We start from the raw sequence: 15035 nt of genomic DNA on the forward strand, positions 1-15035 counted from the left end.
GCATAGGATGTCCGCAAGATGTCCAACGGACATCCACTGGACAGTGTGCGGATGTCCTGCCCATGTCGGATTGAAGGCGGTGGAAAATTAAAAATGTTATGGATAAAAAGCTACGTAGCGACAGACAGAGACCCCAAAACAGGCAAGTTTTGCCGCCGTACAGGTATGGATAGACCGACTGCGGTGGGGTCATTACACATGTTTTGGTGGTGGGCCGTTGACTGGGCACCAGATGGTAACATCAGCGAAATTGAAGCTGAAGACATTGCCGATGCAATGCATTTTAAAGGCGATCCAAGTGACCTTGTATCTGCTCTATTCTACGCCGGGTATATTGAGGAAACCGAGGAGGGACGCGGGATTGTTAACTGGATGGAGATAGGCGGGAAGCTTATTCAGAACCGTGAAAAAGACGCTGCGCGGAAGGCTGACAAGCGCGAAGAGGAAAAAAAAGCAAAAGCTTCTTCGCCTCCTGTCCAAAAGAAGTCCGACGGAAGTCCAACGGACATCCAACAGAAATCCGGTGCAGAGATAGAGAAAGAGATAGAGATTAAGAAAGATATAAAAGATAAAGATATACCCCCAGATCAAGAAAAAGAGCCAAACCAAGATCAAGATCAAAACCCGAAACCCGAACAGTCCGACAACAGCTCGGCAGCGCCGGATTCGCAAACTGGCAAAACCCCGAAAAAAGGTTCCAAAAAAAAGGAAAAACGGGTGTACGAAGAAGACAGCACGTTTCTGAAAATGGCGAACTATCTGAAAGAAAAAATTGATGGATTCGCGGAAGCAGAAGGTGTTTTGCACTTGACGAAACGCTCGAACATGCAGACATGGGCGGATGATTTCCGGCTGTTGGTCGAAGTTGACGGCCAGGAAGACAAGAATCTCATTCGTGATGTGATGGACTGGCTACCGAAAAGCGTGTTTTGGCGGAAAAATGTCCTATCTGGCAGTAAATTCAGGGAAAAGTTCGGTACTTTGGTTTTGGAGATGCGTTCGGATAAGGCAAAAGGCGGAAAGGGTTCCGGCGGCGCGGGCGGCAAAAGCGGAAAAACACCGATTCCTATCGTTCAAAGTGATACAAACCCTAATTCTGGACCAAGTGATGAAGAGTTTGAGGCACTGATGCGAGCTGCGGAGGCAAATCAGGCGGCAAAGGCGGGTGAACGCTGATGAATCACCGATGGTTGAACCGTCAGGAGGTTGCAAATTGCGGCATTCCCGTATTTGTTCCGAAAGAGGAAGAGATCAACGGTGAATGGGTTATGGGCGGACGCTGGAATTTGCCCCGGCCAATCGGTGACATTCTGCTACCGTATAGCCGTTGCGCGGCACTGGGTTCGCCTGTTCCGGATTTTGAAGAGCCTGCGGGGTATATCTACAACGGCAAGGCCAAGGATCAGTACCGATATGTTCCCTTGTTTTCAAGGGCCATGGAGGAATTGGACTTGGACAAGATAACCCCCCTTGAAAAGAGATCCATAGAGGTGCGGCAGACATACGCCGGTTATGGGTTGCGGCGGGTGATCAAGCCGGGGGCTGTGCTGATCTGTCTGAGCTGCGGCCAGGACATGACCAAATTTATTAATTCACATCACACATGCCCGTACTGCGGATTGGGTGCGGAGCAGTTGACTATATCGCAACGGATCCAAGTTAATTACGAATTGAGAGGGGATACGAACGTGGAGCAAGCAATTGCAAAGTTGAAAGCTGAAATGGATGGAACCGGGACGAACGCCTATATCAAGTTGATTGGAGATTTCCTGATTAAACACATCCAGACGAACCCTGATTCCGCTGAACAGGTGATAGCTGCTGATAAAACAATTGCCAAAAGTTTGTTTGCAATGCAGGCAGAAGCCAAGAAAAAGGCAGTTGGCGGCATGGCTATGCTGACGGACGAAGAAGGTTACGCGGTTGTACTGAAGTATTTCAGCATAGAGGGTGAAGTCGTGGTCGAGAAACAAGAACCGGCAGCGAAACAACCTGATCGTAAATTTGATGTGTCGCTTGACGAACTTTTGTGAGGAGTGATGAACATGGAATACGAGAAATTTATAAGCCATTTTCCTGAAATGATCAGTAAAGCTCTTGTTAGTTATGTGACCGATACGGTTTTGACACAGAGTAGGTATCTATTCATTCGAACTTCAAAAGTTGCAAAAGGGATTCAATCGGCATATTGCACCCATTGTCAGAAGCAGCATTTTCCGGATATCAAGCTGAAGCACAAACAGGATGCAAAGGTAAAGTGTCCACACTGCAAATCTATGTGTGAGGTAAGGGCAGCGGGTTTGGGAAGAAGTCGTATGGTTGATAAGGCTGTTTTGGTCTGGTATGAAAAGTCAATCATAGACCCCCAAGCTATCACCGCTCGTGTTATTGATGTGAGAAGAGACTACAGCGGGAGCTATCTGGATGTGAAAACAGAGTATTGTTCCTCGCATCAATATCTTTTTCTTCCAGGAAGCAGCACGTTCTTCACATATGGTAAGCAAGCGAAGTCAGTCCATTCAGCATTCGATAGATACTTTTCTGGCTACGGTAATTATCCGAAATTTATGTCAACTGCCAACATCCGGAGAGCCGTTAAAGGTACTCCGTTCCAGTATTCAACTTGGGAGACATATACAAAGTATAAAAACCACCGTTATGTTACTGACATGACAGAGTTTTTCGATATGGCTGCACGATATCCTTGTGTTGAGTACTTGACTAAATCAGGCTTCGATAATCTTGTATGGGCGAAACTCTACAAAGATGCTACCTATGGGGCTGTGAATTGGAGAGGAAAGAATCTTCAAAAGGTTCTGCGTTTGGATAAGGCAGAATTGAAGGAGCTTCGTCAGAGCGGCCTTCGTTTGACGGCCTTACAGTTGAGATTTTACCAACGTTTCAGATCAAAGGGGTTACCTGTCAGTTTAGAGGACGCGAAGCTTCTCGGAGATTTACATGTTGGACAGGAGAATTATCTATACAAAACCGCCTGCGAGTTTGCACCTGAAGCTACTGTTCTTAAATATCTTCTAAAGCAGTTGCAAAAGGAACATTATACTTCTGAATACCGAGGATTATATAGCGTTCTGAATGACTGGAGAGATTACCGGGGCCAGTGTGAACAGTTAGGAATGAGTTTGAAAGAGGATCGTTATCTCTTACCTAATGACCTTCATAGGGAACATGCGAAGCTCACCAAGAGAATTAGGATTAAACGAGACGAGGAAGTTGATCGTCAAATCAAATCAAGGTTGGCCAAATTGAAAAAATACGAGTTTCATCACAATGGTCTCCTAATCCGCGCAGCTGAATCATCGGAAGAATTGTTTGAAGAAGGTAAGGCGCTTAAACATTGTGTAGGGGGATACGCAAATAGATATGCTGCAGGTGAAATGTTATTGCTAGTGATCAGACGGGCCAGCGATCCGGATAAGCCATTTTACACGATGGAAGTTAGAGAACATAAAGTCATGCAGTGTAGAGGGTTGAACAATAAGTCTATGACCACCGAAGTTAATGAATTTGTTGATCAATTCATAGCTAAGAAGCTTTTAAATAAAAAGCGCACTCGCGTTGAAGTTACACAATTACATGAGGGGGTAGCAGTATGAGCCAATTAGCCATCCGCACTATCGAGACAATCGCCATTGAGATTAACAGCATTAAGGACCACACCAAACAGATTATGCTTCACAGCTCCATTGAGATTGGGAGAAGACTCACTGAGGCAAAAGAGATGATGCAGCACGGTGAGTGGATGAACTGGTTGGCTGATTCTGTTGATTACAAACAGTCTACGGCCAACAACCTGATGAAGATTTTTAAGGAATACGGATCCGATCAGCTTTCTTTGTTTGGGGATAACGCAAACTCTCAAGCGCTTGGAAATTTGAATTACACTCAGGCAATTGCATTATTGGGAATTCCGGCTGATGAACGCGAGGAGTTTGTTCAGGAGAATGATGTAGACAGCATGTCCACTCGTCAATTAGCCGAAGCAGTGAAAGCCCGTAAAGAGGCAGAGAAGGCCCAGAAGGCAGCAGAGAAAGAATTGAAAAAAGCTCAAGAGGCAATGGAGAAGGAACGAAAGGTACGGGAGAAGCTAGAGATTCAGCAGGCGGACCATGCTCAGATCGTTGAAAACCTGAAAGCAAAAGCGGAAGCTGCTGCAGCTAAGGCAGAAGCTGGTGAGGATGATGGACAAGCTGCTGCGCTCCAAGAAGCTCTTGAGGAAGCGAAACAGCAACATGCTGCATCATTGGCACAGATTAAGCAGCTCGAACAGGAGCTGAAAGCTAAGCCTATTGATGTTCCTGCGATTGTTGAGAAGGTTCCGGCAGAGATCGAGTCTGAATTGGCTGAACTCCGGAAGAAGGTTGCCCAGGGTACGGGGGAAGAGGCTGCTATATTCAAAACAAGCTTCAAGACTCTTGGGGATGCATTCGATAATTTGTTGAATGCACTTGATGTAGTTCAGAAAACAGATGCAGACATGCATGAGAAGTACAAGGGTGCTGTTAAGAAGCTAATAGCAAGAATGGATGAACAATTGGCCTGAAAGGACCCATCCTCCGCTGAGGTAGTGAAGATAGAACGGGCATTAATCCCCTTGATCAGATCAGGATGTGAGGTAGAGCGGATCAAACTTGTTGTCTCTGTTGAAACAGACATTGCACATCACAGGGAGATCCGAACAGCCTGCGGGATGCTGAGGGTGGCCCCTGACGTTTTCGTACCCAAAGGGGTGTCATATCTGATAGAGGAATCATGGAGGCGTACACGTGGGTTTGCGTGGGTCTCTCGAAATACTAAACCATTGCCTACCGAATCATATAAGGGGTGATATACATGATCAAAGCAATAGCATTCAAGGCGAAGGGCAAGGCAGGACGGTACCTGTGTGACGGTATGGATTGCGGTGATTGGTCTGATGTGGATCTGGATACAGAAGTCTTGTCTGATGCCATGATGATCATCCGTCCGGATCTTGCTGAGCCAGGGGAGCAGGACATTGAGGACTTCTTTAGTTTAATCACTCACTTGCCACTCAATAACGATGTCCAGTCAATCAAGGATAATTACGAGCCGGTATCTGTGATACTGACACAAGCTGAGTTGAATAAAGTTAGAGCACGGAATGAATGGTGAGGTGCTGTTATGCCTACAGAGTTTGAATTGGGGGATACAGTAGAATGCCCGGTATGTTGCCGGGTGTTCACCATAACCCGCATCGATGACGAAGAGCTGGATGACTCGGATTTGTATTTTGAACATGTAACAATGTGTGATGGAGGGGAACACCATGGCGAGAATCAGATATTTTAAAAGTGAGTTGGCGGGGGAACTGGTTGAGCTGTTCGAAAGCAGCCATCCAGCCCGAGCTATTGCCGACATATCGGAAAAGAAGCGCATCCGTCCGAAAGCAATCATATCTCAGATTCCCGAGAACGTGTACAGGGAATTGAAGAAGTCTGAGGCGGTGGCAAAATGACCCAACCGACATTAGAAGCCGCACAGGCTAAAATAGACGGTCTGGCGAGGGAGTACTTCAGTGATTCAGACTATGAACTGTTTTGCGCGGTTCTCCTACAACTTGATAAGTACAAAGCACTGGCCGACAGCAACAGAGAGGCTATGTTTATTCAAGACAAGGAGTTTTCCCAACATGCGGAGATCCAGCAAGCAGAAATAGACTCACTTCGCCGTAGTGTTGATTACTGGCAGAGGAAATGCACTCTATTGTTTGTTGAGAATGATCGGCTAGTAAAAGAATCGGAGGAAGGTGCAGAGCATGGAGGCGGTAATACAAATGGAGCTGTTTCCAAATGCAAGTGAGCAAGATATCTTAATGGCTAAAAGATTACTTCAGAGATTTACTCGAATGAAGAGTATAATCCTGGAATTGGCTAAGAAAGATAATCTCACTGAAAAGGAAAATCAAGTGTTAATAGAGTATCGACAAAAGACTACATGTATTGAAATGGCTGTGAGTTTAATTGTTGACGATGCTGTACGTAGAGTGATGGAATTTCGATTCATTAGAGGAAACCCAAGATGGGGAACAATTAAAAGATTTAGCAGTGTGACAGATAGGTCTATAGATCGTCAAATTGTTAGAGGAATTGAGTCAGTTGCAGAGACTCTGAAAATAATTGGAGTGTTGTAAAAAACCTAAATTAAGTATTAAAAAAAGAGGATTGATCAGATCCTCTTTTTTCTTCCCAAAGCTATGAGATTGTTATAATTTCTTATGTAAGAAGTACAACAGCATCCAGCATAGCGAAGCCCACACAAATCCTATTGTCGAGGCATAAAACCCCAACGCAAATAGTGCAAACTCCAGGCAGTTTTTGGTAGTATCTTTCCAACTACTTCTCATAATAACTTCCTCCTTATTTTTACAAGGGCTCCCGCCCAGGTCTGGGGATAGGCTGTCAGCCCTCCCCAGAGTTCAAAGGAAGTCGAATCGAAGTTTGGAACTATGATTACCACGCAAGAACTAATGAGCCTTATGGGATAAAGTGTGAGATACCAATCAAGTCAAGTCACATAGAGAAGAGTTGGCGGTTTACCCTACCAAAAGTAAACCCTTTATGGCGATTCTAAAGTTTGTTACTCAGGACAATCATGCGTTTGGTCAGCCAGTCGAACTGTTACCGAATTTTGAAAAGAAACGCTTGTTATTTTCATATGAGAATCACCTACTTCCTTTCTAGAGAGAGCTTGATTGGTTTCACGCTCATAATTATATTATTATCCAATATCCAAATCAAGGAATTTTAATGGCGAATTACCTCAATCGTGTCTGTAACGCGTCCGTAGTTCGTCGACACAATGTCTGTGGTTCAGACTTAGACTAGGCACATAGGGAAGGAAACTTCTTCCCCGGTGTGCCTGCCCGTTATCGCAGCGTACTCGGCTGCGCTGTGGGAAGGCGTTCCTTAGACGTGGATCGTCAAGGGTGCAGTGTGGGGATGGGGTTAGATTCCCCGCAGCCGCTCCATCCGGGCGGGATATAAATACGGATACTATTATGGCCTACAGGCAGCAGCTGGCGTTCGAGTCCCGGCAGGGCCAACTACGGTGTTTTCTTCATATCCTTTTTGAAAGCCATCCAACAGCGGGTGGCTTATTTTTTTGTGTAATCCCAAGCGCTTGTAAATATGAAGGGAGGGAATGAAGATGCCGGAATATAAAGCGAGTGAGCTTATCGGTGCAACTGGTTCAGTTACTCGTAGGATTGATATTGTTGATGCTAAGCAAGCGGCAGACGGAACAATCCAAATTCGTGTCGAGGATAGCATGGGTAACGCCTACTGGACCGAACTGGACGGTGACATCTCCATTGATTAGAAGTCCACGATTCGTAGCAATCAAGGAACCGCCAATACCGTACATATCTAAGTTGCAACCTGAGAGGTGCAGAGGTTGCGTCTGGGGTGAATGGGCGGGATCAGTTCAGATGTGCAAGTGGCCACGATGTCAGAAGGAGGTTCAGTATGACAAAGAATCGTAGATGGCTTACATGGTTAACGCCAAAAGGAGTGCGGTCATTAACTGCTGAGCGAGACGAGATACTGAACGTGAAGCTTCTGGCAGTAAGACAAGGGACGTTTTATGTGGAGGAGGAGCGTAAGCGGGAGGTCCGTTCATTGCTTAAACGTGTGCTGGTTCTTAACCAGATGCTCCATTATAACGGCAATAAAGCCACATCGAAGCATTGAAGATTGGATGGAATAATGGAGGAATGAAGTTTGAGGACCATCAGCTAGTTAGTCAATTATATGGTTGGTCTATCCTACTTTAATAGAGGGGGTGAATACTATGCGAGAAGATATTAAAACATCTGAAGGTGTGGCCATCACTCCGGAAGACTTCCAGCGCATTCTTGACAATGCACCAGAAGTTGACCTGAGAGTGGAAGAGGCTGTGCCAGAATCGTTATTGCCTTAAAGAGTATAGCGTTTGAAAGGAATTCGGCTCGGACTTATGTTAGCTAAGAAGTTTACAATGTCTTTTCTTCCGCTATAAGTAGGAATACCGCGTGCGTCCTGTGCCATGAGGATTATTGGCATGGGACCGAATGCGCGTGTCCCGAAAGAACGCATCTGGTCGGCTGTAGACGATATGCTAAGCACGTGAGGCTTAACAACAACGATGCCGAATGTTATTCCTTGCTCTTTAATTACAGCACCTTCAAACTGCATATTCTCACCACCTTTGCTATGAACTGTTACGCATTATCATTCTACACTGTAAGGAATTATCTGGGAAGATGGAAGTTTAATAGGGCTGTTGTTATGAGAACCGTGGTACTGAAATAACTCTTAAGGTGGCATGACGATGTTTAATAAACTACGAGATGCAATATCCCCACGAGACATGTTTCATTGTGGACATTGCAATAAGAAAACACCAGGCCAGTGGTGCCTGCGTTGTACTGATAAGCTACCGAAAGGAACTTACTGGGATAAGGATGGTTATCCATGTAAACCCACTGCAAGGAAGCCTCCGGTTGCTTATGCTCAAGGTGGCATTGTAGAAGGCGCGAGTGCGATAGGCAATGAAGGATCAGAAACAATTGTTCCTCCTTCAATGCTTAGACCACCGAACGGAGGTAGTTCGATCAGTAAACCCCAGGCTTCCGAATGCGAGAAGGAACAGCAGTTGTTCAACAATCGCATGGAGATACTGAACGCTTTGCTTAGAGCCCGATCTACAGGCAACACGGGAAGGTTTAGGAATGGGTTCGACACTCAGATCGAGGAAGTATTGAGCGTCTTGCTCCTTCAAGTTGGCATCATAAGCTCTAAATCACCTGTTTTGGAGCCTGGGGGCATCTTGGGAGAGTGAGGGACGGCGTTTTGGGTCCTTCCCGGGCCGGGGGCGGGGTGCGGGTACGAATGACCCCGATTTACGGCTGTTTTTATTAAAAAAAAATCACTGTGCATTGTGCATTTTGAGGGGGTGTTTGGGGCGTGGAAAATGATGTGAGAATGATCGAAGAAACCTTATGTATCAGTGCTTCATATGCTGCCGAGCTTTTTGGCGTCCATCGGAACACACTTGCACAGTGGGTGAAGTTGGGAATGCCCAAAATCAAGAACGGTTGGTACCCATTAAAAGACTGTCATGATTGGGTCATGGATTACAAGTTAGGCGGCGATGAAGAGGGAGACGAAGAGGGGGAACCCAAGACAGACGCAGCTAAAAAACTAAAACATGAAGCTAGGCTAAAGGAGCAACAGGCCGAAGCTGCTGCATTAAAAAATGCTGTTGCTAGAGGCGAATACGTAAAGCGCGAAGTGGTCATTACCGAACTTCAGCGCTTTTTTACTACGCTGAAACGGTCAATGACTGGTTACAGTCGCCGTGTAGCGATGGAGGTCGCACCTTTTGTTGATCCTGAGACAGTCCGAATAGTGGAACAAAATATAGCGGATTCAACAACTGCAGTTTTGCAGCAGATGTCAGTCCGTGGTGTTTACAGTGCCAAGAAGTCCAGCAAAAAGTAAATGGCCTGACTGGCTAACGGAGGCTTTCCAAGTTCTGCGACCACCTGAAAAGCTGACTGTAGCAGAGTGGGCAGACCGATACAGGGTATTGGATAGCAAAACTTCTGCCGAGCCTGGTCAATGGTCAACAGATAGAACGCCATATCTGCGCGGGATCATGGATGCGTTCACTGATCCGCGAATAGAGGAAATCATTTTCTTGAAACCGACTCAGGTCGGTGGAACGGAATGTCTGAATAACATGTTGGCCTATGTGGTTGCACAAGATCCATCGCCCAGCATGGTCATGTATCCAAATAAAGAGCTGGCACAGTTCACCTCAGAAAATCGTCTACAGCCCATGATGGATTTAAGTCCAGAACTACGACAAAGGTTCAGGCCGGAGGCATCGAAAGACGCAGAGCTTCAGTTTGACGGGATGTACTGCGTCATTGTCGGCGCAAACAGTCCTGCTCAGGTGTCGAGCCGTCCAATTCGGTATCTGTTTATGGATGAGGTGGACAAATACCCGAAATCAGCGGGTAAAGAAGCTGACCCACGTTCACTTGCTAAAGAGCGGACGAAGACATTCCCATTCAACAAGAAGATCATGCAGACATCTACGCCAACAGTTCGAACGGGTCCAATTTGGAAAGCGTGGGAAAGTGCAGACGTCCAGTTGATGTTTTATGTGCCGTGTCCTCACTGCGGCCAGTTCCAGACGTTCAACTTTAAACAGGTGAAATTCGATAAATCACAGGATGTCGAAGTGATTCGGGGTGCGGCTCATTATGAGTGTGAACACTGTAAAGGAATTATTCGCGATGCTCATAAGCCTGCTATGCTTCGTGCAGGACAATGGCGAGATAAAAACGGATCAACCAAATTAAAGCGGCGTACAGGTTTTGGTTTAAATGCGATATACAGCCCTTGGATTCGGTTCGGTGATGTCGCGGCAGAATTCATGACCTCAAAAAGTTCTCCTGAAGAGCTAATGAACTTTGTTAACTCTTGGCTTGCTGAGTGTTGGGAAAATACTCAGATCAAATTAAACAGTGACAAAGTGCTGGAGAAACAGAGTGGTTATGAGGAAGGTATTGTTCCTGATAAAACTATTTTGCTAACTGGCGGTGTCGATGTACAGAAAGATCGTTTTTATTACACAATTCGAGCCTGGAGCGAAGGTATGACAAGCCATAACATCCGGCACGGTGTCCTTGAAACTTGGGCGCAAGTTGAAGAGGTTATGAATATTTCATACTGCACCAGTGATGGTGATGAATATTTCGTGAATTTGTGTGCGATCGACTCAGGTTTCAACACGGATGAAGTATATGATTTTTGCGCCAAAAATAGCGAATGGGCTGTTGCGGTGAAGGGTTCAAGCACGCCACTGCCCAGTAAGTACAAATTATCGCTAATAGATCGTGTTGACAAAGGCGAGTATGGTCTGAGACTTTACAATGTTGATGGAGGCTTTTTCAAGGACTTCATATCCAATCGACTGGTGCGAAAGTCGGATGAAATTGGCGGCTGGTTTGTGTATAACGGTTGCGATCTTGATTATGCCGAGCAAGTCACGGCAGAAGAGAAAGTGATTGAAAAACGAGGTAAGAACGAGGTGGAGGTATGGCGACCTAAAACGTCACATGCTGATAACCATTATCTTGATACAGAAGTGTACGCCGCTTTTGCTGCGGACTGCTTGGGTATCAGGTATATGCGTTATGAAGCGCCGCCTGAGCCGATGCCTGAACCGGAAAAGAAAAAAACGGCGCAAAAATCTTGGATTCAAGGGGGTGAAACTTGGACATGACGAACGAAGAACGATTGATAGAACTGCAAGCGGAACTGGATGAAACAAAAAAAGCTATCCGGGTTATCTTGGGCGGGGCTCAAGAATATCGTATTGGCAGCCGTACGGTGAAGAAGCCGGATATAGGGTTGTTGTATGAAGAACGAACGCGTCTCGAAAGGGAAATCCAGTCGCTTATTGAGGGCAATGGCATCTTCCGGACAGTTTATTTTGAGGGGAGGTGAACAATTTGAATTGGATTGATCGATCGATAGCTACGATTAGCCCGAGATGGGCTTACAAGCGTGCAGCTTGGCGAAGTGGGATGAGTGTATTTGACTCAGGAAGTCGAGGGCGTCTGAATCACGGGTGGAATCCCTCGGGTTCGCCAAACGAGCAGCAGAAACGCGGAGAACGTGCGTTGATTCGTGCCAGAGCTCAGGACTTGGAGCACAACAGCGATATTGTTGGAGGGATTCTGAACGCGTTTGAGCGGAATGTGATTGGAACTGGCATTATGCTGCAAGCGAAGATACCACATGATGTATCTGGTAATGCATCAGGTGAATTGAATCAGGAGATTGAAAGACTCTGGAAAGAATTTTGTAAGCCCGAGAATATAGATATTACAGGAACGCAATCCATGGAAGAAATGACGGAAATGCTTTTGCGTCGTTATAACGTGGATGGCGGTATTTGTGCTGTGAAAGTGTATGTCAATGATTCAGAGTTTCCTTTCAAAATTCAACTACGGTCCGTAGATGAACTAAATACATTGTTGGTTCCTGGTGAGGGTAAGCGGATTGTGGAAGGTATCGAGCTTGATGATTTCAACCGACCAGTCGCGTATCATTTCAAAAAGGCAAGCGATGGTTATTTCCATAATCCAGCTGAATCCGTGCGAATTCCTGCTGAGGACGTTATTTTTCTATTTGACAAGAAAGATCCGCGACAAGTGAGAGAAATTTCAAGACTTGCCACTGCGATGAACCGTATTAAGGATGCCAATCAATACATCGAAGCCATTTCTATTAAAGAGAGGGTTTTAGCATGCATGTCGGTGTTCATTAAAAAAAGCACTCCGACTGGTAGTGTTGGCCGAGGCGTACGCGGGGGTGGAGGTTCAGAAGTCGATTACAGCGGTTTATCCCTCGCACCTGGTATGGTTGGTGAGTTAAACCCAGGCGATGAGGTTCAGACGGTAATTCCAACGGGACAAGCTTCAAACACCCGTGATTTCTTATCGACGTTAGTCCGGATGATAGCTGCTGGGCTCGGGCTTAGTTATGAGGCCGTTTCGCGTGACTTATCTCAGGTCAATTATTCATCAGCTCGGCAAGGATTGATTGAGGATCGGAAACTGTATAAGAAAATGCAAAACATGATCATTAATCGTTTTTTGCGACCGATCTACCTTGAGTTTCTAGAATCTATGTATCTGACAGGTAAGATCGATCTACCGCTACTTGCAGAGAATAAGAAAAAGTATACCGCTCATGTATGGGTTCCGCCGGGAAGCACTTGGATTGACCCACTAAAAGAGGCTAAGGCGAATGAAACGGCATTGAGCTCCAATCAAGATACGCTTGCGCGAATTTGTGCGGAGCGAGGAGAAGATTGGCGGGATGTTGTGATTCAGCGTGCCGCTGAAATAAATCTAATCAATGAATTAATTGGTGAAAAGTCTGGAAAGGGGGCAGGACATAGTGAGCAAGATGAATCCGATGATGATGCGGATGAAGATGCCGATGACGCTGCATAGAAACGGCACCCAGCCGGATGAGAAACAATTTGCGCGTTCGCTGACATTTAGTAGGGATACGCTAGATGAAGATAATCGAACCGTGGAGCTGTCGTTTTCCTCCGAGGCACCTTATGAACGGTATTTTGGTAGTGAAGTATTAAGCCATGACCCCGCTGCGGTTGACCTTACACGGTTGAACGAAGTCGGGGTTTTATTATTTGCTCATGGCCGCGATCAGAACTATGGGCGTATGCCGATCGGAATCATTCAAAAGGTGTGGCTTGATGATTCGGAACGGAAAGCCAGGGCGCTGGTTCAGTTTGATGACGATGCTGATTCTGACAAGGTGTGGCAAAAGGTCAAGAAAGGCATTATCAAAGGGGTATCCGTGGGTTATTCCGTGTCGTCCTGGGAGGAAGTTAAGGCAGGGAAAACATCTGCCAATGGACGTCACACCGGACCGGCATACGTGGCCCTGAAGTGGCAACCGTTTGAAATCAGTATCGAACCGACACCAGCAGATCCATCGGTAGGTGTGGGACGCAGTTTTAATCAAAATGAAGGTGAGGATGACAAGATGAAGGGTTTGAAAATGTTGGCTTTGGCCGCACAAGGATTGGTACACGCACCGGATACAGGTACGGAGCTGGGAGGAACGTCAACTCCTCCAGCAGATAACGGACAACGTGGTAATGCGCCACCAGCAATTGATCCAGCTCAAGCGACACAACAAGGGATTGTTGCTGAACGGGCTCGGGTTACAGAAATTAACACGCTCTGCCGTGATTTTGGCATGGATGCTTCAACATTCATTAATGATGGCAGTACAGTTGCGGTTGTGAAGGATGCCATCCTGCAAAAACAAATTGCGGATAAAGCTCCACAACGTTCATCAGTTCATGTGGGAGCAGAAGACAGTGACAAGTTCCGCGCAGCTGCTTCTGATGCACTTTTGATGCGTGCGGGACGTTCACCTGAAAAGCCAGCTGCAGGAGCTCCAGAGCTCCGGTCCATGCGTATGCGGGATTTGGCAGTGGAATGCTTGCAACGCTCGGGTATTGAGGGGGCTCACCGGATGAGAGATGAGGAACTGTTGAAACGCGCATTGTCTCCAGATACCACATTCCAATCCATCCTCTCAAATGCAGCCAATAAAACTCTGTCTCAGGCATACGCAGAAGCACCAACGACTTTCCAATACTGGACGGGCAAAGGTTCAAACTCAGACTTTAAAGCAGCGGAACACTATCGAATCTCTGAAGCGGGCGAACTGCAACGCACAGCTCAAAATGGGCTCATTCAGTATGACGATGCAATGAAAGATGAAAAAGTAACCAAAGCGGTGCTGACGTATGCAGAGCGCTGGGGTTTTACTCGCGAGGCGTTTATCAATGATGACCTGAGCGTGTTGAGTCGTGTGCCTGCGGCTTATGTTATTGCTGCCAAACGTGGTATTAACAAACTGGTGTACAAGATGATTGCCTCTAATCCGCTTATTTTTGATGGCAAGGCTATGTTTAGTGCTGATCATAATAACCTGGGTACTGCGGGTGGTATTAATACTACTACTATGAGTGAAGGTCGTAAAAAAATGCGGACGCAGAAGGGTATTCGGAATGAAGCAACTTTAAATATTGCTCCAAAATATCTCATTGTTCCAGCTGAACAAGAAACAGCAGCAACTCAATATATTCGTAGTGAAGCCGATCCTGAAGGCAAGCACAGCGGTGTAACAAACGTATTCCGTAACTCTATGGATATCGTAGTGGATGCTGAACTGGATCAGTACTCCGAATTTGCTTGGTACTTGGCTGCTGATCCTAATATCGCTGACACCGTAGAGGTTACTTATCTTCGTGGCCAAGAGGAGCCGACACTTGAAACAGACATTCCTTTTGACCGTTTGGGAATGGATTTCCGGATTTACTTTGATTACGGTGTTACGTTGCTGGATTCCAGAGGTATGTTCATGAATCCAGGACAATAAGGGGGCGCTCCA

The 15035-nt window shown here is 46.2% G+C and carries 17 protein-coding genes; all 17 read left to right on the plus strand.

What is annotated here, in order from left to right; translation table 11 throughout:
- Nucleotides 1-18: 18 nt before the first annotated feature.
- On the plus strand, nucleotides 19-1176 hold the full coding sequence (locus HW560_RS15605; RefSeq protein WP_179263798.1) for a hypothetical protein: 1158 nt from the start codon (nucleotides 19-21) through the stop codon (nucleotides 1174-1176).
- Entirely contained in the window at nucleotides 1176-2033 is an 858-nt protein-coding gene (locus HW560_RS15610) for a Cas9 inhibitor AcrIIA9 family protein (RefSeq protein WP_179263799.1), read from the plus strand. Before HW560_RS15605 ends, HW560_RS15610 begins: the two co-directional genes overlap by 1 nt.
- Before the next feature lie 12 nt (nucleotides 2034-2045).
- Nucleotides 2046-3614 (plus strand): PcfJ domain-containing protein, encoded by a 1569-nt coding sequence (locus HW560_RS15615; protein WP_179263800.1) that lies wholly within the window; start codon nucleotides 2046-2048, stop codon nucleotides 3612-3614.
- The gene (locus HW560_RS15620) at nucleotides 3611-4561 is read left to right on the plus strand and encodes a DUF3102 domain-containing protein (RefSeq protein WP_179263801.1); all 951 of its coding nucleotides are present in this window, start codon (nucleotides 3611-3613) and stop codon (nucleotides 4559-4561) included. Before HW560_RS15615 ends, HW560_RS15620 begins: the two co-directional genes overlap by 4 nt.
- A 290-nt stretch (nucleotides 4562-4851) precedes the next feature.
- A complete protein-coding gene (locus HW560_RS15625; protein WP_179263802.1) occupies nucleotides 4852-5151 on the plus strand; it encodes a hypothetical protein in 300 nt (99 codons plus the stop codon).
- Nucleotides 5152-5160: 9 nt separating this feature from the next.
- Nucleotides 5161-5328 (plus strand): hypothetical protein, encoded by a 168-nt coding sequence (locus tag HW560_RS15630; RefSeq protein WP_179263803.1) that lies wholly within the window; start codon nucleotides 5161-5163, stop codon nucleotides 5326-5328.
- Nucleotides 5306-5494, plus strand: coding sequence for a hypothetical protein (locus HW560_RS15635; RefSeq protein ID WP_179263804.1), 189 nt, complete (start codon nucleotides 5306-5308; stop codon nucleotides 5492-5494). Before HW560_RS15630 ends, HW560_RS15635 begins: the two co-directional genes overlap by 23 nt.
- Complete coding sequence (locus HW560_RS15640) at nucleotides 5491-5838, plus strand: hypothetical protein (protein WP_179263806.1); 348 nt, start codon at nucleotides 5491-5493, stop codon at nucleotides 5836-5838. The genes HW560_RS15635 and HW560_RS15640 overlap by 4 nt, the downstream gene beginning before the upstream one ends.
- Entirely contained in the window at nucleotides 5795-6169 is a 375-nt protein-coding gene (locus tag HW560_RS15645; protein WP_179263808.1) for a hypothetical protein, read from the plus strand. The genes HW560_RS15640 and HW560_RS15645 overlap by 44 nt, the downstream gene beginning before the upstream one ends.
- Before the next feature lie 1016 nt (nucleotides 6170-7185).
- Nucleotides 7186-7356: a hypothetical protein gene (locus HW560_RS15650; RefSeq protein ID WP_179263810.1), complete on the plus strand. Its 171-nt coding sequence runs from the start codon at nucleotides 7186-7188 to the stop codon at nucleotides 7354-7356.
- A gap of 146 nt (nucleotides 7357-7502) precedes the next feature.
- Nucleotides 7503-7727 carry a hypothetical protein gene (locus HW560_RS15655; RefSeq protein ID WP_179263813.1) on the plus strand — a complete coding sequence of 75 codons (225 nt, stop codon included), beginning with the start codon at nucleotides 7503-7505 and terminating at the stop codon, nucleotides 7725-7727.
- 100 nt (nucleotides 7728-7827) lie between these two features.
- Nucleotides 7828-7956, plus strand: coding sequence for a hypothetical protein (locus HW560_RS33865; protein ID WP_257031942.1), 129 nt, complete (start codon nucleotides 7828-7830; stop codon nucleotides 7954-7956).
- Nucleotides 7957-8981: 1025 nt separating this feature from the next.
- On the plus strand, nucleotides 8982-9518 hold the full coding sequence (locus HW560_RS15660; protein WP_179263815.1) for a hypothetical protein: 537 nt from the start codon (nucleotides 8982-8984) through the stop codon (nucleotides 9516-9518).
- Nucleotides 9481-11313 (plus strand): phage terminase large subunit family protein, encoded by a 1833-nt coding sequence (locus HW560_RS15665; protein ID WP_257031943.1) that lies wholly within the window; start codon nucleotides 9481-9483, stop codon nucleotides 11311-11313. The genes HW560_RS15660 and HW560_RS15665 overlap by 38 nt, the downstream gene beginning before the upstream one ends.
- Nucleotides 11310-11537: a hypothetical protein gene (locus HW560_RS15670; protein ID WP_179263817.1), complete on the plus strand. Its 228-nt coding sequence runs from the start codon at nucleotides 11310-11312 to the stop codon at nucleotides 11535-11537. Before HW560_RS15665 ends, HW560_RS15670 begins: the two co-directional genes overlap by 4 nt.
- The gene (locus HW560_RS15675) at nucleotides 11534-13054 is read left to right on the plus strand and encodes a phage portal protein (protein ID WP_179263819.1); all 1521 of its coding nucleotides are present in this window, start codon (nucleotides 11534-11536) and stop codon (nucleotides 13052-13054) included. Before HW560_RS15670 ends, HW560_RS15675 begins: the two co-directional genes overlap by 4 nt.
- Nucleotides 13008-15023 (plus strand): prohead protease/major capsid protein fusion protein, encoded by a 2016-nt coding sequence (locus HW560_RS15680; protein WP_257032017.1) that lies wholly within the window; start codon nucleotides 13008-13010, stop codon nucleotides 15021-15023. Before HW560_RS15675 ends, HW560_RS15680 begins: the two co-directional genes overlap by 47 nt.
- The last annotated feature ends 12 nt before the right edge of the window (nucleotides 15024-15035 follow it).

This window comes from Paenibacillus sp. E222 (assembly GCF_013401555.1).
Lineage (GTDB): Bacteria > Bacillota > Bacilli > Paenibacillales > Paenibacillaceae > Paenibacillus.

Excerpts from the sequence above, each read along its gene's own strand:
- HW560_RS15625 (WP_179263802.1), top strand. The coding sequence starts at position 4,852 with ATGATCAAAGCAATAGCATTCAAGGCGAAGGGCAAGGCAGGACGGTAC.
- HW560_RS15620 (WP_179263801.1), top strand. The coding sequence starts at position 3,611 with ATGAGCCAATTAGCCATCCGCACTATCGAGACAATCGCCATTGAGATT.
- HW560_RS15615 (WP_179263800.1), top strand. The coding sequence starts at position 2,046 with ATGGAATACGAGAAATTTATAAGCCATTTTCCTGAAATGATCAGTAAA.
- HW560_RS15645 (WP_179263808.1), top strand. The coding sequence starts at position 5,795 with ATGGAGGCGGTAATACAAATGGAGCTGTTTCCAAATGCAAGTGAGCAA.
- HW560_RS15650 (WP_179263810.1), top strand. The coding sequence starts at position 7,186 with ATGCCGGAATATAAAGCGAGTGAGCTTATCGGTGCAACTGGTTCAGTT.
- HW560_RS15605 (WP_179263798.1), top strand. The coding sequence starts at position 19 with ATGTCCAACGGACATCCACTGGACAGTGTGCGGATGTCCTGCCCATGT.
- HW560_RS33865 (WP_257031942.1), top strand. The coding sequence starts at position 7,828 with ATGCGAGAAGATATTAAAACATCTGAAGGTGTGGCCATCACTCCGGAA.
- HW560_RS15610 (WP_179263799.1), top strand. The coding sequence starts at position 1,176 with ATGAATCACCGATGGTTGAACCGTCAGGAGGTTGCAAATTGCGGCATT.
- HW560_RS15670 (WP_179263817.1), top strand. The coding sequence starts at position 11,310 with ATGACGAACGAAGAACGATTGATAGAACTGCAAGCGGAACTGGATGAA.
- HW560_RS15635 (WP_179263804.1), top strand. The coding sequence starts at position 5,306 with ATGGCGAGAATCAGATATTTTAAAAGTGAGTTGGCGGGGGAACTGGTT.
- HW560_RS15630 (WP_179263803.1), top strand. The coding sequence starts at position 5,161 with ATGCCTACAGAGTTTGAATTGGGGGATACAGTAGAATGCCCGGTATGT.
- HW560_RS15655 (WP_179263813.1), top strand. The coding sequence starts at position 7,503 with ATGACAAAGAATCGTAGATGGCTTACATGGTTAACGCCAAAAGGAGTG.
- HW560_RS15640 (WP_179263806.1), top strand. The coding sequence starts at position 5,491 with ATGACCCAACCGACATTAGAAGCCGCACAGGCTAAAATAGACGGTCTG.
- HW560_RS15680 (WP_257032017.1), top strand. The coding sequence starts at position 13,008 with ATGAATCCGATGATGATGCGGATGAAGATGCCGATGACGCTGCATAGA.